The 15,455-nt window shown below is 67.7% G+C and carries 16 protein-coding genes and 1 tRNA gene; 11 read left to right on the top strand and 6 right to left on the bottom strand.

Features of this window, described 5'->3' with window-relative positions; genetic code table 11:
* The first annotated feature begins 20 nt into the window (after positions 1-20).
* Positions 21-749 (top strand): hypothetical protein, encoded by a 729-nt coding sequence (locus J7E45_RS06740; RefSeq protein ID WP_215068043.1) that lies wholly within the window; start codon positions 21-23, stop codon positions 747-749.
* A 108-nt stretch (positions 750-857) separates the two neighbouring features.
* Here J7E45_RS06740 and J7E45_RS06735 read toward each other — a convergent pair whose 3' ends face one another.
* Complete coding sequence (locus J7E45_RS06735; RefSeq protein WP_091035719.1) at positions 858-1,856, bottom strand: diacylglycerol kinase family protein; 999 nt, start codon at positions 1,854-1,856, stop codon at positions 858-860.
* Between the two features lie 83 nt (positions 1,857-1,939).
* On the opposite strand from J7E45_RS06735, the gene J7E45_RS06730 reads away from it, so the two are divergent.
* Positions 1,940-2,470: an RNA polymerase sigma factor gene (locus tag J7E45_RS06730; protein WP_215068041.1), complete on the top strand. Its 531-nt coding sequence runs from the start codon at positions 1,940-1,942 to the stop codon at positions 2,468-2,470.
* Between the two features lie 33 nt (positions 2,471-2,503).
* On the opposite strand, the gene J7E45_RS06725 is transcribed toward J7E45_RS06730, so the two are convergent.
* Positions 2,504-2,884 carry a nuclear transport factor 2 family protein gene (locus tag J7E45_RS06725; protein WP_029263734.1) on the bottom strand — a complete coding sequence of 127 codons (381 nt, stop codon included), beginning with the start codon at positions 2,882-2,884 and terminating at the stop codon, positions 2,504-2,506.
* 111 nt (positions 2,885-2,995) lie between these two features.
* Here J7E45_RS06725 and serS point away from each other — a divergent pair, with 111 nt between their 5' ends.
* The 9 genes from serS to J7E45_RS06680 all read left to right on the top strand — a co-directional run bounded on the left by serS (position 2,996) and on the right by J7E45_RS06680 (position 12,758).
* Positions 2,996-4,312 (top strand): serine--tRNA ligase, encoded by a 1,317-nt coding sequence (serS, locus tag J7E45_RS06720; protein ID WP_215068040.1) that lies wholly within the window; start codon positions 2,996-2,998, stop codon positions 4,310-4,312.
* Positions 4,309-5,130 carry an HAD family hydrolase gene (locus J7E45_RS06715; protein WP_167634067.1) on the top strand — a complete coding sequence of 274 codons (822 nt, stop codon included), beginning with the start codon at positions 4,309-4,311 and terminating at the stop codon, positions 5,128-5,130. Before serS ends, J7E45_RS06715 begins: the two co-directional genes overlap by 4 nt.
* A gap of 43 nt (positions 5,131-5,173) precedes the next feature.
* A tRNA-Ser gene (locus J7E45_RS06710) sits at positions 5,174-5,258 on the top strand.
* 50 nt (positions 5,259-5,308) lie between these two features.
* Entirely contained in the window at positions 5,309-6,544 is a 1,236-nt protein-coding gene (locus tag J7E45_RS06705) for an LCP family protein (protein WP_215068039.1), read from the top strand.
* Positions 6,545-6,607: 63 nt separating this feature from the next.
* Positions 6,608-7,612 (top strand): LacI family DNA-binding transcriptional regulator, encoded by a 1,005-nt coding sequence (locus J7E45_RS06700; protein WP_215068038.1) that lies wholly within the window; start codon positions 6,608-6,610, stop codon positions 7,610-7,612.
* 179 nt (positions 7,613-7,791) lie between these two features.
* Positions 7,792-9,432, top strand: a complete 1,641-nt coding sequence (locus J7E45_RS06695; RefSeq protein WP_215069697.1) for a glycoside hydrolase family 13 protein — start codon at positions 7,792-7,794, stop codon at positions 9,430-9,432.
* 42 nt (positions 9,433-9,474) lie between these two features.
* The gene (locus J7E45_RS06690) at positions 9,475-10,842 is read left to right on the top strand and encodes an extracellular solute-binding protein (RefSeq protein WP_215068037.1); all 1,368 of its coding nucleotides are present in this window, start codon (positions 9,475-9,477) and stop codon (positions 10,840-10,842) included.
* A gap of 6 nt (positions 10,843-10,848) precedes the next feature.
* Entirely contained in the window at positions 10,849-11,814 is a 966-nt protein-coding gene (locus J7E45_RS06685) for a carbohydrate ABC transporter permease (RefSeq protein ID WP_215068036.1), read from the top strand.
* Positions 11,811-12,758 (top strand): carbohydrate ABC transporter permease, encoded by a 948-nt coding sequence (locus tag J7E45_RS06680; RefSeq protein WP_091035694.1) that lies wholly within the window; start codon positions 11,811-11,813, stop codon positions 12,756-12,758. Before J7E45_RS06685 ends, J7E45_RS06680 begins: the two co-directional genes overlap by 4 nt.
* 66 nt (positions 12,759-12,824) lie before the next feature.
* Here the strand turns inward: J7E45_RS06680 and J7E45_RS06675 are convergent, their stop codons facing one another.
* From J7E45_RS06675 to J7E45_RS06660, 4 genes are all read right to left on the bottom strand, one after another.
* Positions 12,825-13,034 (bottom strand): hypothetical protein, encoded by a 210-nt coding sequence (locus J7E45_RS06675; RefSeq protein WP_215068034.1) that lies wholly within the window; start codon positions 13,032-13,034, stop codon positions 12,825-12,827.
* Positions 13,035-13,042: 8 nt separating this feature from the next.
* Positions 13,043-13,378 carry a DUF2599 domain-containing protein gene (locus J7E45_RS06670; protein WP_215068032.1) on the bottom strand — a complete coding sequence of 112 codons (336 nt, stop codon included), beginning with the start codon at positions 13,376-13,378 and terminating at the stop codon, positions 13,043-13,045.
* Between the two features lie 8 nt (positions 13,379-13,386).
* Positions 13,387-14,004, bottom strand: a complete 618-nt coding sequence (locus J7E45_RS06665; RefSeq protein WP_215068030.1) for a hypothetical protein — start codon at positions 14,002-14,004, stop codon at positions 13,387-13,389.
* Positions 14,005-14,335: 331 nt separating this feature from the next.
* Positions 14,336-15,343, bottom strand: coding sequence for a LacI family DNA-binding transcriptional regulator (locus tag J7E45_RS06660; RefSeq protein ID WP_215068028.1), 1,008 nt, complete (start codon positions 15,341-15,343; stop codon positions 14,336-14,338).
* Positions 15,344-15,455 lie beyond the last annotated feature (112 nt).

The raw sequence follows: 15,455 nt of genomic DNA, 5'->3' as shown, positions 1-15,455 counted from the left end.
CCTCGGGCTACCCTGTGAGCATGACCTCTGCGCTTCGTCCCCTCGCCTCTGCCGTCGGCCTCGTCGCCGCAGCACTCCTCGTCGCGGGATGCACCGCCGGCCCCGGCTCCGACGCCCCGTCGAGTTCGCCGGCCCCCGGCGCGGGAGACGTGGACGACCAGAACGACTTCGAGGGCGCCCTGCTCGACGATGGACGCATGTTCGCCGTGATCACGGTGGGCTCGTCGACATGCGTGCCGCAGGTCGATCAGGTCACGGCCGAGGGGCAGACCGTCACCGTGACGCTCGTCGACCCCGAGGGTGAATCGCCGAAGCCGTGCACGAAGGATCTCGCTCCGCGGGCGAGCCTCGGCGCGCTGCCGGAGGGCGTCGACCCGAAGTCGGACATCACCCTGAACGTGACCTATGGCGACCTCACCGACGACGTCGACATCGACGGTGACCCGGCCGCCACCGGCACCCCGGGAACCACGACCGAGTTCCAGCCCTCCGCCGCCTGGCTCGACGACGACGGCCTCGTGCTGCTCACCTGGGGATCTTCGACCTGCCTGCCGCAGATCGAGTCTCTCGAGGGCGCGGGAAACACCGGAACCGCGTACTTCGTGACCGACGAGAATCAGGTCTGCACGATGGACATGGCACCCCGCGCGACCTTGCTCGCGTTCGGGGAGGACACGGTCGAGGACGACGGCACTTTCACGCTGACGCTGGTCGGCGGTGGACTCGACGGCACGGTCGAGGTCCGCTGACCCCTGCGGGTAACCGTGGTGATCTTCTGGGCCACGCTCATCTTCTTGGCCGTGATCAGCGTGGTGATAGTGAACAAGCGACGTAAGCGCTGACGGGCGCCACCCGCGTCAGAGCAGGTGAACCGGGTGGCCGGGCGGCAGCGCGAGCAGCAGCGCGCCGGGGTCGGCCCAGCACGTGATGCGCACGGCGACGCCGAACTCGTCTCCGTCGAGCTCGATCGGAATCGGGGTCGGAGCGGCGGCCTCGGCCGCGGCCCCGTGGAAGAAGTGCACCGACGCGTTCTTGCCGCGGCGTTCGAGCACACGGCGCCCCGCACGGAAGCGCCGCAGCACGGAGTTGTCCCACCAGATCTTGCGCCACACGGCGAACCAGCCGAGCACTCCGGTGGGTTGGATGACGGCGATGTCGAGGGCGGCATCCGTGATCGATGCGTCCGGGATGAGGGCGATGCCGGCGGGAAGGGTGCCGCAGTTCGCGAAGAGCAGACTGTACGCACGGTGCGAATGCAGTCGCCCCTCATCGACCTGGTACACGGCGCGGAACGGCTTCGCGCGGGGGAGGGAGCGGGCTGCACCGTCGACGTAGGCGATCCATCCCACGGACTTCTTCAGATCAGAGCGGGTGTTCGCGATCATGTCGGCATCCAGTCCCATGCCGGCCAGAACCACGAACGCGTGCTCCTCCTCGTCGCCGTTCTCGCGGGTCAGTCGCGCCCGACCGATGTCGATCGGATGGCGGAAGTCGCCGAGCGCCGCTCGGATCATCTCACCCGGGTCGGCGAGCGGCAGGCCGAGATTGCGTGCGAGCAGGTTCCCCGTGCCGCTCGGCAGGATCGCCAGGGGAACTCCGGAATTGGCGATCGCCTCCGAGACCGCGCGCACGGTGCCGTCGCCGCCGGCGACCAGTACGACATCGACGTTGCGTGCGAGCGCCTGTGCGGTCGCGCCCTGCCCGGCATCCTCGATCGTCGTCGGATAGAAGGCCGGGTGATCCCATCCGGCCTCACGCGACAGATCGCGCACCGTCGCACGCAGATGCTTGCCGTCGACCTTGATCGGGTTGTAGATGAGCGCCGCCTGTCGCAGAACCGGGGCGCTAGAGGTCATGGCGCTACTCTAAACCGGGACACACCCGAGTGGCCTCACAAACGGACCGCGCTATTCCGGTCGCCAGGAAGAGGAGCATTCGGTTGCACGATGACTCCGACGACGCGACCCGCGCGGTGCTCTCCCGGCTGATCACGGCCGAACCCGACCGACTCCGTCGGCGCAGCATCTCGTTGGGGGTACCGGCCGCGGACGCCGAAGACGCTGCGCAGACATCCCTCCTGCGCGCCTGGCGCTCGGTCGCACATCTGGAGACGCCGCAGCCCGGCCGCGTGTGCTCCTGGCTCGACGCCATCGCGCGGAACGTCGCCATCGACCTGGCACGGCAGCGTGCGCGCCGACCGGAGGCGGTTCTCGACGACGACACCGCCGGGGACCAGGCGGGTGTGGATGCCGCGGTGGAGATCCGTGTCTTCCTCGACGGCGCGCTCGAGGCTCTGCATTCGCTGCCGGAGACCATCCGGGAACCGCTGCTGCTGACGGTGGTCGACGGGCTCTCCACCGACGAGGTGGCGACGCGCCTCGGGATCGAGCCGGCAGCCGCGCGGCAGCGGATCTCCCGGGCGCGCAAGGCACTGCGGGCCTGCCGCGCGACGGGCATGGGTGACGGCTGAGGGAGGCCCGACCTTCGGACCTCCCCGAGAGGTTCAGGCCGTGCCGAAGGGGTTGTCGACGGCGTATCGCCAGCCGTGCACCTCGTCGTGCACCGCGACATCGGCCGTGGTGCCTGCGAGAGCGATCTCGGAGCCGTCGGGGCCGGTGCCGGTGATGGTCCAGTCCGCGATCGCGAGTCCGGTGCCGGCACTCTCGAAGACGTGACGGACGCGCATCGAGATGGGCAGGTTCAGCCCGAGGAACTGCTCGAGCGCGCCGCGCACGGCGGCCGTGCCCGTGACGGCCGTTCCCGGCGCCGGGACGAAGACGACGTCCGACGTGTTCAAGGCCATCAGGCCGTCGAGGTCGCGGGCGTTGAACCGGTCGGCGAACGCCAGGTTCAGCTGGTCGAGGGAGGTCACGGGGATGGTCATGGGGTTCCTTTCCTGGGTCGACCGATTGCCGACCTCTGCAGAGGAAGACGACGCAGCCGCGAGCGTGTGACATCCGGATTCGCCGTCGGCACGGCACCGTAGACTTGGGAGATGATCGACCTCGCACTCCTCCGCGAAAACCCGGAGATCGTCCGCCGTTCACAGGCTGCCCGTGGAAACGACCAGAGCACCGTCGACGTCGCACTCGAGGCCGATCGATCGCGCCGGGCCGCACTCTCCGCTTTCGAGGAGCTGCGCGCCGAGCAGAACGCGTTCGGCAAGCAGGTCGCGAAGGCTCCCAAAGACGAGAAGGCCGCCCTCGTCGCGCAGGCGAAGGACCTCGCCGAGCGCGTGAAGCAGGCGCAGCATGCGGCGAACGAGGCGGCGGAGGCGGCATCCGCAGCCCTCGCCCGTATCGAGAACGTCGTCGTCGACGGCGTCCCCGCCGGCGGCGAGGCCGACTTCGTCGAACTGCGTCGGGTGGGCGAGGTGCCCGCATTCGACTTCGAGCCGCGCGACCACCTCGAGCTCGGTGAGCTCCTCGGCGCGATCGACATGGAGCGCGGAGCGAAGGTCTCCGGTGCGCGCTTCTACTTCCTGCGCGGCATCGGGGCCCGCCTCGAGATCGCCCTCATGAACCTCGCGCTCGACAAGGCCCTGCAGAACGGGTTCGTGCCTCTGATCACGCCGACCCTCGTGCGCCCCGAGATCATGCAGGGCACCGGGTTCCTCGGCGAGCACGCCGACGAGGTCTACCACCTCGACAAGGACGACGACCTGTACCTCGTCGGCACCAGCGAGGTCGCGCTCGCCGGGTACCACAAGGATGAGATCGTCGACCTCGCCGACGGCGCCCTCCGCTATGCGGGCTGGTCGACCTGCTACCGCCGCGAAGCGGGTTCGCACGGCAAGGACACCCGCGGCATCATCCGGGTGCATCAGTTCAACAAGCTCGAGATGTTCGTCTACACGACCGCAGAGGAGGCCGAGGCGGAGCACCTGCGCCTCGTCGCGCTGCAGGAGGAGATGCTCACCTCCCTCGGGCTCTCCTACCGTGTGATCGATGTCGCTGCGGGCGACCTCGGCTCGAGCGCAGCACGCAAGTACGACATCGAGGCGTGGGTGCCGACGCAGGGAGCGTTCCGCGAGCTCACGTCGACGTCGAACTGCACGACCTTCCAGGCGCGCCGACTCGACGTCCGGCACCGCCCGCCCGTCGATGCGACGGATGCTGCCGCCCAGGGTTCCGCGAAGACGCAGCACGTCGCCACCCTGAACGGGACGCTCGCCACCACGCGCTGGATCGTCGCCCTGCTCGAGACGCACCAGCAGGCCGACGGATCGGTGCGTGTGCCCGAGGTGCTGCGCCCGTACCTCGGCGGCCTCGAAGTGATCCTGCCCCTCGGCGACGGGCGGGCTGCTCGATGACGGGGCACTGGCTGGTCGGCCTCGACGTCGACGGCACCATCCTGCTGCAGGACGAGACCATGAGTCCCGGTGTTCCCGAGGCCATCGCGCGCGTGCGCGATGCCGGGCACGTGGTGACCATCGCGACCGGGCGCAGCTGGATGGCCACGCGCCGCTACGTCGAGGAGCTCGGTCTGACCGCCGACTACGTCGTGTGCTCCAACGGCGCCGTGACGATGCGCCGCGACGGAGACGACTGGGAGCGCTGGAACGTCGAGACCTTCGACCCCACGCCCGTCCTCGGGCTGCTGCGCGACCGTCTTCCGGACGCCAGGTACATGGTCGAACTCGCGTCGGGGCAGCGGCTGTTCACCGAGCAGCTCGACGACTGGACGCTCGACGGCGGACGACAGGTCGACTTCGACGAACTCGCCGCGCTGCCGGTCTCCCGCATCGTGGTCGTCTCGCCCGGTCACGACGAAGACGACTTCCACCGCCTGGTGGCGGATGCCGGCCTCAACGAGGTCTCCTACGCGATCGGGTGGACCGCGTGGCTGGACATCGCCCCGCAGGGCGTCGACAAGGGCACCGCGTTGGAGCAGGTGCGCACCGAGCTCGGGCTCGACAGTGGACGCATCCTGGTCGCCGGCGACGGGCGCAACGACATCGGCATGTTCGGGTGGGCGCGCTCCCTCGAGGGACGGGCCGTGGCGATGGGGCAGGCTCCCGACGTGGTGAAGGAAGCCGCGAGCGAGGTCACCGCCGACGTCGAGGACGGCGGTCTGGCGCAGGCGCTCGACACGCTTCCAGCGCCCGCCCAGGTCAGCGGGGGAGAATAGAACTCGGCTAGACTCACGCCTTGTCGACAGATACGTCTGTCGAGGAGGGTTGTCCGAGCGGCCGATGGAGCTGGTCTTGAAAACCAGTGGGCAGAGATGTCTCGTGGGTTCGAATCCCACACCCTCCGCATACTGAGCACGGTGACCCCGCACCGGTGCTGAATCCGAAAGGGCCCGTGTGAGCGAGAACACCCGCCGCCGCACCATCGCACGACACGGTCAACTCGCGACGCCGAGCTCGCTCAGCCAGCTGCTGAAGTTCATCGCGATCGGTCTGGCAGTGGTTCTCGTCAGCGGGTTCGGCGTGGCGATGTACATCGCTTACGACTTCTCCAGCACGGTCGCGGCGAACGCCGTCGACCTGGACGGCCAGGAAGTCATCCCGCCGGACATCGGCGAGTACGAGAGCGGCTTCAACCTGGTCCTCACCGGTGTCGACACCTGCGAGGAGAAGTACAAGGACCTCTTCGGTGAACGGTGCACCGGGGGCGACGCCGAGGGCACACTCAACGACGTCAACCTGCTGGTGCACGTCTCCCAGGAGCCCCGCCGGATCACCGTCGTCAGCTTCCCGCGCGACCTGATGCTGCCCATCCCGGAGTGCACGGACGAAGAAGGCAACGTGCACTCGGCGATGAGCAAGCAGCCGCTCAACACGGCCTATACGGACGGCGGACTGAACTGCGTGGTGCAGACGATCTCCGAGCTCACCGGCCAAGAGATCCAGTTCGCGGCAGCCGTCACCTTCGGCGGTGTGATCGAGATCACCAACGCCATCGGCGGCGTCGACGTGTGCCTGGCGAATCCGATCAAGGACCGCTACACGGGTCTCGACATGACCGCGGGAACGCACACCGTCGAGGGCCTGCAGGCGCTGCAGTTCCTTCGCACCCGTCACGGTGTCGGCGACGGCAGCGACCTGGGCCGTATCGGTAACCAGCAGCAGTACATGTCGAGCCTCGCCCGCAAGATGATCAGCGGCGAGGTGCTGGGCAACGTCCCCGTCATGCTCAAGCTCGCCAACACCGCTCTGAGTAACCTCAAGGCCAGCACGTCGCTGGCGAACAACCCGATGACGCTCGTCCAGATCGCGCTCGCCGTGAAGTCGGTGCCGTTCGAGGACATCGTCTTCGTGCAGTACCCGACCGGTGCCGACTACGCCGACCCGAACAAGGTCGTCCCCAACGAGGAAGCGGCCGCGGCGCTCTGGGATGCGATCGAGGCGAACGCGCAGCTGCAGATCACCCACCAGAACAACAGCAACGACGGTGTGGTCGTGCAGGAGCCGACGGCGCCGGTCGAAGAGGCGACGCCGGACCCCTCCGCCACGCCGGACAACGTCGTGGCGCTGCCGGACTCGATCAAGGGCAACTCTGCTGCTCAGGAGACCTGCTCCAACGGCAACGTCCGCTGAGTCGCGACTGCCTCCGCGCAACCCGTTTGCGCGTTCTTGCAAGAATTTGCGTACACTGACCCCATGTCGAAGCGACTCGCCGAGGTGGCGCGCAAGGTCGGAGTGAGTGAAGCCACGGTCAGCCGTGTGCTCAACGACAAGCCGGGCGTTTCGGATGCCACCCGGCAGGCGGTGCTGACCGCCCTCGACGTGCTCGGCTATGAGCGCCCGACGAAGCTGCGCGGCGAGCGCGCGCGCCTGGTCGGCCTGGTGCTGCCCGAGCTGCAGAACCCGATCTTCCCCGCGTTCGCCGAGATCGTCGGAGGTGCACTCACGCAGAACGGGTACACCCCGCTGCTGTGCACGCAGAACGCCGGCGGGGTGACCGAATCGGACTACGTCGACCTGCTCCTCGCGCAGCAGGTGTCCGGGGTGATCTTCCTCGGCGGCAACTACACGCAGGCGGATGCCGCCCACCAGCATTACGAGCGGCTGCGACAGGTGAATCTGCCGACCGTGCTCGTCAACGCCCGCGTCCCCGAACTGCAATTCGCGACCGTCTCGACCGACGATGCGGCTGCTGCCGAGCAGGCGGTCCTGCACGTGCACCAGCTGGGGCATCGCCGCATCGGGCTGCTGCTGGGGCCGCAGGATCACGTGCCTTCCCAGCGCAAGCTCGAGTCCGCGCGCCGCCTGCTCGAGAAGCTCGGAGCGCCGCTCTCGGATGACCTCGTCGTGCGCGGCATGTACTCGCTCGAATCGGGGCAGGCCGGTGCGGCGCGACTCTTCGCCGCCGGCGCCACGGCCATCGTGTGCGCGAGCGATCCGATGGCACTCGGGGCGGTGCGTGCCGCACGTCGCGCGGGGCTGTCGGTGCCGGGAGACGTCAGCATCGTCGGGTTCGACGACTCGGCGCTGATGAGCTGCACCGAGCCGCCGCTGACCACGGTGCGGCAGCCGATCGAGTCGATGGGGCGCGCGATCATCGCGCTGCTGCTCGCGCAGATCGCCGGCACCTCCCAGCCGAGCGACGAGCTGCTGTTCGAGCCCGAGCTGGTGCTGCGCGCCTCGACGGGGCCGCTGGCCTGACCGGCATCCGGAAGACGCGGTCTTCCGTGCGCCCGCAAATGACTGCAAAATTCCAATAATCTGTTTAGTTCTTGCGTGGAACGTTAAGAAAAGCTACATTCAACTCATCGCCACCGACGACGAGGAGTTTCGTGGACACCGACGTTCTGCGCACGGCCGCACCCGCACGCACTCTGACCATGCCCTCGGGCGAGGGATGGTGGCGCACGGCGGTGATCTACCAGGTGTACGTGCGCAGCTTCGCGGACGGCAACGGCGATGGGATCGGCGATCTCGCCGGCGTGCGTTCACGGCTGCCCTACCTGAAGAGCCTCGGTGTCGACGCCCTCTGGTTCACGCCGTGGTACCAGAGCCCGCTCGCCGACGGCGGCTACGACGTGCAGGACTACCGGCTCATCGACCCGCGCTTCGGCACGCTGGAGGAGGCGGAGCAGTTGATCGCCGAGGCGCTCGAGTACGGCATCCGCACCATCGTCGACATCGTGCCGAACCACATCTCCGACCGGCACGCGTGGTTCCAGCAGGCGCTGGCGGCCCAGCCGGGGGGCCCGGAGCGCGAGCGCTTCTGGTTCCACCCCGGGCGGGGCGCAGACGGCGAAGAGATGCCGACGAACTGGGTGTCGAGCTTCCAGGGTGAGACGTGGACGCGCACGCGGAACCCCGACGGCACTGCGGGGGAGTGGTACCTGCACCTGTTCACGCCGCAGCAGCCCGACCTCAACTGGAACCACCCCGATGTCCGGCGCGAGCACGAAGACGTCCTGCGCTTCTGGTTCGACCGCGGTGTCGCCGGGGTGCGCATCGACTCGGCCGCCCTCCCGGTCAAGGACCCGGCGCTGCCGGACCTCCCCGCCGGCACGGCGCCGACCTCGGGGCATCCGCACATCGACCGCGACGAACTGCACGACATCTACCGCGACTGGCGTGCCGTCGCCGACGAGTACGACGGCGAGCGCGTGCTCGTGGGAGAGGTCTGGCTCGACGACGCAGAGCGCTTCGCCCGCTACCTGCGCCCTGGCGAGATGCACACCGCCTTCAACTTCGGCTTCATGACGCAGCCGTGGAGCGCCCAGGCGATGCGTGACTCCATCACACGCACCCTCGCCGAGCACGCGCCCGTCGGCGCGCCCGCGACCTGGGTGCTCTCGAACCATGACATCACCCGGCCGGTCACGCGGTACGGGCAGGCCGATTCGTCGTTCGCGTTCGAGCGCAAGAGGTTCGGCACCCCGACGGACGCGGTTCGAGGCGCGCGCCGGGCCCGCGCGGCCTCGCTGCTCGTCGCCGCTCTCCCGGGCAGCCTCTACATCTACCAGGGGGACGAGCTCGGTCTGCCCGAGGTGGAGTTGCCGCTCGACGCGATCGAGGACCCCATGCACTTCCGTTCCGGGGGTGTCGATCCGGGACGCGACGGATGCCGCGTTCCACTGCCCTGGGCGGGCACGGCGCCCCCCTACGGCTTCGGCGGCACCCCGTGGCTTCCGCAGCCGGACGACTGGGTGACGCTCACCGTCGAAGCGCAGGATGCCGACCCCTCCTCGACTCTGAACCTGTACCGCGCGGCCATCGCCCTGCGCACGCAGATCGCCGACTTCACCGGCAGCGATCTGGAGTGGTTGGAGCTCGGAGCGGACGTCCTCGCGTTCCGCCGGGGCGACGGCACCGTCAGCATCACCAACCTCGGCGCCGTGCCGGTGCCCCTCCCCGCGCACCACGAGGTGCTTCTCGCCAGCGCCCCGCTCGACGGTGCGCTGCCCCCGGATTCCACCGCCTGGCTCGCGCTCCGCCCGTCGGCGGTCTCGTCGCGAGCGACCGATTAGCCCTGCACCACCCGATCAGCACCACCTGGAAGGACACAGACAATGAAGTCACCGATGAAAGCCCTCGTCGCCGGCGTCGCCGTGCTCACGACGGTCGGAGCCCTCGCCGGCTGCTCGTCGAGCGGCAGCGACAGCGCCGACGGCAAGACCGAGCTGCGGGTCGCGACGTTCCCCCCGGGAGCCGATGCGGCCGCCTATGAGGCGTTCGCCGAACAGGAGAAGCAGTTCGAGAAGGAGCACCCCGACATCGACATCGTGGGTGTCGAGTACGAGTGGGAGGGCCCGACCTTCGCCGTGCAGCTCGCCGGCGGAAGCCTGCCCGATGTCTTCACCGTGCCGTTCACCGACTCCAAGACGCTGCTCGAGAACGGGCAGCTGACGGACGTCACCGACGCGATCGAGGAGCTCGGCTACACCGACAAGTTCAACCCGATCATCCTCGACGGTGTCACAGGAGACGACGGCAAGATCTACGGCTTCCCGCGCCAGGCGTATGCGGCCGCACTGCACTACAACCGCGACCTGTTCGAGCAGGCCGGGCTCGACCCCGACAGCCCGCCGGAGACGTGGGACGAGATCCGCGAAGCGGCCAAGAAGATCACGGATGCCACGGGCAAGGCCGGCTACGCGCAGATGGCGATCAACAACACCGGCGGCTGGCAGCTCACCTCGCAGACGGTGGCGCGCGGCGGCCGCACGCAGACCGACAACGGCGACGGCACGGCGGAGTCGACGATCGACAACGACGCCACCAAGGCCGCGCTGCAGTTCCTGCACGACGTGAAGTGGGAGGACAACGCCTTCGGTTCCAAGGTCGACCTCGACTGGGGAACCATCAACCAGGAGTTCGCGGCCGGCAACATCGGGATGTACACCTCGGGCTCGGACATCTACACCGCGCTGGTGCGGGACTTCGGCATGGACTCGGACATCTACGGCATGACGGTCGTGCCGATGGAGGGCGATGACCCCGGCACTCTCGGTGGCGGCGACATCGCCGTGATCAGCCCTACGGTCGACGACACGACGAAGGCCGCAGCGGTGACCTGGATCGACTGGTACTACATGCAGAAGCTCATGGACAAGGATGCCGCAGTGCTCGACGCGAAGACCCTGAACGAGTCCGGGCAGGCCGTGGGTACCCCGCTGCTTCCCGTGCTCAGCCGCGAGCTGTACGACGAGTCGCAGGAGTGGATCGCCGACTACATCAACGTGCCGGTCGACCAGATGGCGCCGTTCAGCGACCGCATCTGGGACCAGACGCCGGTCGGTGAGCCGAAGGTGAAGACGCAGGAGGTCTACGCACTCCTCGACACCGCGGTGCAGACCGTCCTGACCGATCAGAACGCCGACATCGACGCGCTGCTCGCCCAGGTGCAGGCCGATGCGCAGGCGAAGCTCGACGAGTAACGCTCCATGACGATGACGCTCTCCGAGCAGCGGGCGGCGGTGGAGGACTCTCCGCCGCCCGCTGTGCGCCGTTCCCGCCGCCGCTCACCGCTCACGTGGTTCCGCGGCGGCGGGCTCGCGAACCTCCTGTTCGTGCTCCCCATGCTGTTCGTGTTCGTGTTCTTCTCGTGGTCGCCGATCGTGCAGTCGGTGATCATGAGCCTGCAGAAGACGAACCTGATCGTGTCCGAGTGGGTCGGATTCGACAACTACCTCGCCGTGATCGGCGACCCCGAACTCGGCCGCGCCGTGATCAACACCCTGTGGTTCGCCGTGCTCGCTCTGCTGTTCGGCTTCCCGCTGCCGCTGCTCATGGCCGTGCTGATGAGCGAGGTGCGCCGCGGCAAGGGCATCTACTCGGCGCTCGCGTATCTCCCGGTCGTGATCCCGCCCGTGGTGGCGGTGCTGCTGTGGAAGTTCTTCTACAGCGCCGACCCGTCCGGTGTGTTCAACACCGTGCTCGGGTTCGTCGGCATCCCTCCGCAGCCGTGGATCCAGGACGCCGTGCAGGCCATGCCCTCGCTCGTGCTCGAGGCGACGTGGGCGGGAGCCGGAGGTTCGATCATCATCTACCTGGCCGCGCTCCTGGGCGTGCCGCCCGAGCTGTACGACGCGGCCGAGGTCGACGGCGCCGGCATCGGGAAGAAGATCTGGCACGTCACGCTGCCGCAGTTGCGCGGCATCCTCTTCATCATGTTGATCCTGCAGGTGATCGCCACCGCGCAGGTCTTCCTCGAACCGTTCCTCTTCACCGGCGGCGGTCCGGCTGGAGCGACCAAGACCGTGCTGCTGTACATCTACGACAAGGCCTTCCGCAACAGCCTGGGCGGCGACTACGGAGAGGCGACGGCCGTCTCGGTGCTGCTCGCCATCGTCCTCGCCCTGCTCTCCTGGCTGTACTTCAAGCTGACCGACCGTTGGAGCACGACGTGAGTCTCACCACCCGCCTGTCGACCCGTGCCGCGGAGAAGGCGGCAGAGAAGGCCGCCGACCGCGTCGGAGATCGCACGGTCATCTCCGACTCCGAGCGCCGGCGCCCCGGCATCCGCGTCGGGATGTCGATCACGCATGTGTTCCTCACCGTCGGGCTGGTCGTCGCCGGCCTCGGCCCGATCCTGTGGCTCGCGAAGTCGGCCATCACGCCGACGCAGGACACCCTGCAGCAGCCGTTCGCGCTGTGGCCGAATGGCATGGACTGGGAGAACCTGTCGACCGCGTGGAACGACATCCACATCGACCAGTACTTCTTCAACACGGTGATCATCGCGCTCGGCGCCTGGTTCGTGCAGCTGTTCATCGCGACGACCGCGGGCTATGCGCTCTCGGTGTTGCAGCCGAAGTACGCGCCGATCCTGAACGCGCTGGTGCTGGCGACGCTGTTCATCCCCGGCATCGTGCTGCTCGTGCCGCTGTACCTGACGATCGTGCATCCGCCGCTGCTGGGGGATGTGAGCCTGCTCAACAACTACCTCGCCGTGTGGCTGCCGATGGGGGCGAACGCGTTCAACATCCTGCTGGTCAAGCGGTTCTTCGACAGTCTGCCTCGTGAGGTCTTCGAGGCCGCGCGCACCGACGGTGCCGGGCCCTTCCGACTGTTCTGGTCGATCGTGCTGCCGATGTCGAAGCCGATCCTCGGCGTGGTCTCGGTGTTCGCGATCATCGCCGCGTGGAAGGACTACCTCTGGCCCATGCTCGTGCTGCCCGACCCGTCGGTGCAGCCGCTGTCGGTGCGGCTGCCCGCCGTGCAGTCGCAGACCGAGCTCGACGTGTTCCTCGCTGCCCTCGCGATCGCGACGCTGATCCCGATCGCGATGTTCCTGATCTTCCAGTCGGTGTTCCTGCGCTCGGCCGGGCTCGGGGGTGCGGTGAAGGGGTAGTCGGCGAAATGGTTGGTGGTGCATATCTGCGGTGCCACAGCCGGACGTGGCACCGCAGATATCAGTTCACTGCCTACGGAAGAGAATGCTGCCGAATCCTATGAACATGAGACATGCGCCGAGAAGGAACGTGAGAGCAGCCGAGGCGAGGTTTCCGGTTGCGTGTGTTGCGTCCGAGACATAGCCCTCAGCAATCGCCAGGACACAGGCGAGGACGATGACTGCGACCCCGACGAACCCGATACCGATCATCACCCATCGGGTGTGCTGTTTCATGATCGCTCCTAGGGGTTGCAGGCTGCGGCCAAGACGTTGCTGTAGCTTACGTCAGGCCGCCAAGCGTCGAGGTTCCACGGTGACTTGAACGGCGCGATGTCGACGTGGCATCGCAGCTGGTTGTAGAACTTGTTGCCCTCGTACCACGAGGCGACCCAAAGCTTGTACTCGGCCCACCAGTTAGAGAACGGCGTGATCGCCCAGCCAGAGCGCGGCGTGACGCTTACCGTTATACCGGAGCTGCTCTGCTTGAAGCCGACGGCTGTGATGAGGTTCCCCCTCACAGCAGGATCAGCAACGATCGGATACGCATAATCGGCGCTGTGCTCAACGACCTGAACCAAGGTATCCCCTACCTGTTCGTATCGGGTGGGCACGTCACGACCGCTCGCGTCCGTGGCCCAAGCAGGGGGGTCATGGCCGTCGGCTGGCCGGTCGCGTCAAGGATGGCGAAGAAGCCCTCTCCCACATCGATTAGCTGGCCGCCATCGGCAACGACAATCGGGTACTCGTAGCGCGTCGGCGCGGACGAATCGTTTATCAGGGTCGTGATCTGTACAGCTCCATCCTCACGCACCAGTGGGACAGTGGTGGACCCGTCCGCATTGTCGTAGTGCACGAGACCGTCCTCGTCAGCAACGCCAGCCGATGCTTCTGCTGCGTTGGGAAGTCCAATCGTCACGACGTCGCTACCTTGGTCGAGGAGAACCCCGGCGGACGCGTCCATCGGGATGGTGATGACGGTGTCCATGAGGGGAACATGTGAGACGTACTCTTCGGTGCTCGTGCTTTCTTGTGCGGTGAGCACAGCCGCGTGATCAGCTCCAGGAGTGGCCGCTTCAATTACCTCGAGGGCGCTTGTTTCGTCGCCGGGGTCAGCCGCTACTGGCGGTGAGGCCGCACCGATGTACATAGCTGCGGTGACGACCGTGGCGACACACATCCGGGCAAGGGGTTTGAGCTTCAACATGGATTTCTCTTCTCAGTCGACGACGCGCAAGATTCGCGCCCTGAACCGGGACACTCGCACGCCGGTTCCCCGTCGTCTGTAGGCCGCATGGGGGACAAGCGTCGATCCTCAGATGTGGAGCATGCGGCCGCGGGGGCCCAATTCGTGCGGATTCCCCGTGTTTTCGGATCCTCGCGCGGCTCGATCCCGAAGCTCCGCCGCTGTGCGCTACATATCGGCATTCTCTTCTTGCCGAGCGGGGTACAGAAGCGACCGTCCACCTCGGTCCGCCGCTGCAAGCGTGGCCCTGCCCTCAAGGACCAACCGGCGAAGATGATTGCGGGGTCTCGGGTCAGCCGGTGGTCGAGCGCCGCACGATCAGTTCCGGCGGGAACACGGTCTGCCGGGGGATGCTCTCCGGGTCGGAGGCCTCTTCGAGCACGATGCGCAGGGCCGTGCGCCCGATCATCCGACTGGGCTGTCGGATCGATGAGAGCGGCACCGCGGCGGCCGCGGCGAAGGGGATGTCGTCGAAACCGATCAGCGCGATCTCGTCCGGGACGAGCACCCGGCCGCCGGCGACGAGCGACTGCAGCAGACCGAGCGCCAGCAGGTCGTTCGCGGCGAACAGCGCGTCCGGCCATTCGCGGCGCGGGCGGGTGAGCAGCTTCGCTCCGGCGGCGGCTCCCTCCTCCACCGTCATGGCCGAGGTGGGGACGACTTCGAGGTCGACGTGCACGGAGGCGTTCTCGGCGGCGGCGCGCGCCCCGGCGAGTCGGTCGGTGACCTGACGCATGTCGAACGGGCCGCCGACGAAGGCGATGCGGCGCCGTCCCGCCTCGATGAGGTGCTCGACCGCGAGACGTCCGCCCGCGACGCTGTCGACGGAGACCGAGGAGAATCCACTGTCGGCGCTGAACCTGTCGACGAGCACGGTGGCGATCCCGCTGGCCCGGAAGCGGCGCAGCTGCGTCATGACATCGCCGTACGGGGCGATCAGGAGGCCACGCACCTGCTGCTCGCGGAAGAGGTCGAGGTAGACCTTCTCGCGGGAGGGGTCGTCGTCGGTGTTGCCGTAGAGGATCGCGATCCCGTGACTGGACGCCTCATCTTCGGCGCCGCGCACCACGTCGCTGTAGAACGGGTTCTGCCCGTCGAGGACCACGAAGCCGACGGTCGTGCTGATGCCGGCGCGCAGTTTGCGGGCGGCGTCGTTGCGCACGTACCCGAGTTCCTCGATGGCCCGACTCACGCGCGCCACCGAATCGCTGGAGACCTCTTCCGGACGGTTGAGAACGTTCGAGACGGTGCCGACGGACACCCCGGCGCGGAGGGCGACATCACGGATGCTGACCGGCACGGCTCTCCTCTCGTCGTCGGGCGGATCACGGTTCGAGCATCGGGGCTTGACCTGCGGCTCGCATCACATACACTAGCCTGAAACCCGCCTGAATCGATTCAGGTAGATTCAT

The sequence above is a fragment of the Microbacterium sp. ISL-59 genome (assembly GCF_018613945.1).
In the GTDB taxonomy this organism is placed as follows: Bacteria; Actinomycetota; Actinomycetes; order Actinomycetales; family Microbacteriaceae; genus Microbacterium; species Microbacterium oxydans_B.
The sequence above is the reverse complement of the archived record's forward strand: the minus strand, read 5'-3'. Positions and strand labels throughout refer to the sequence as shown.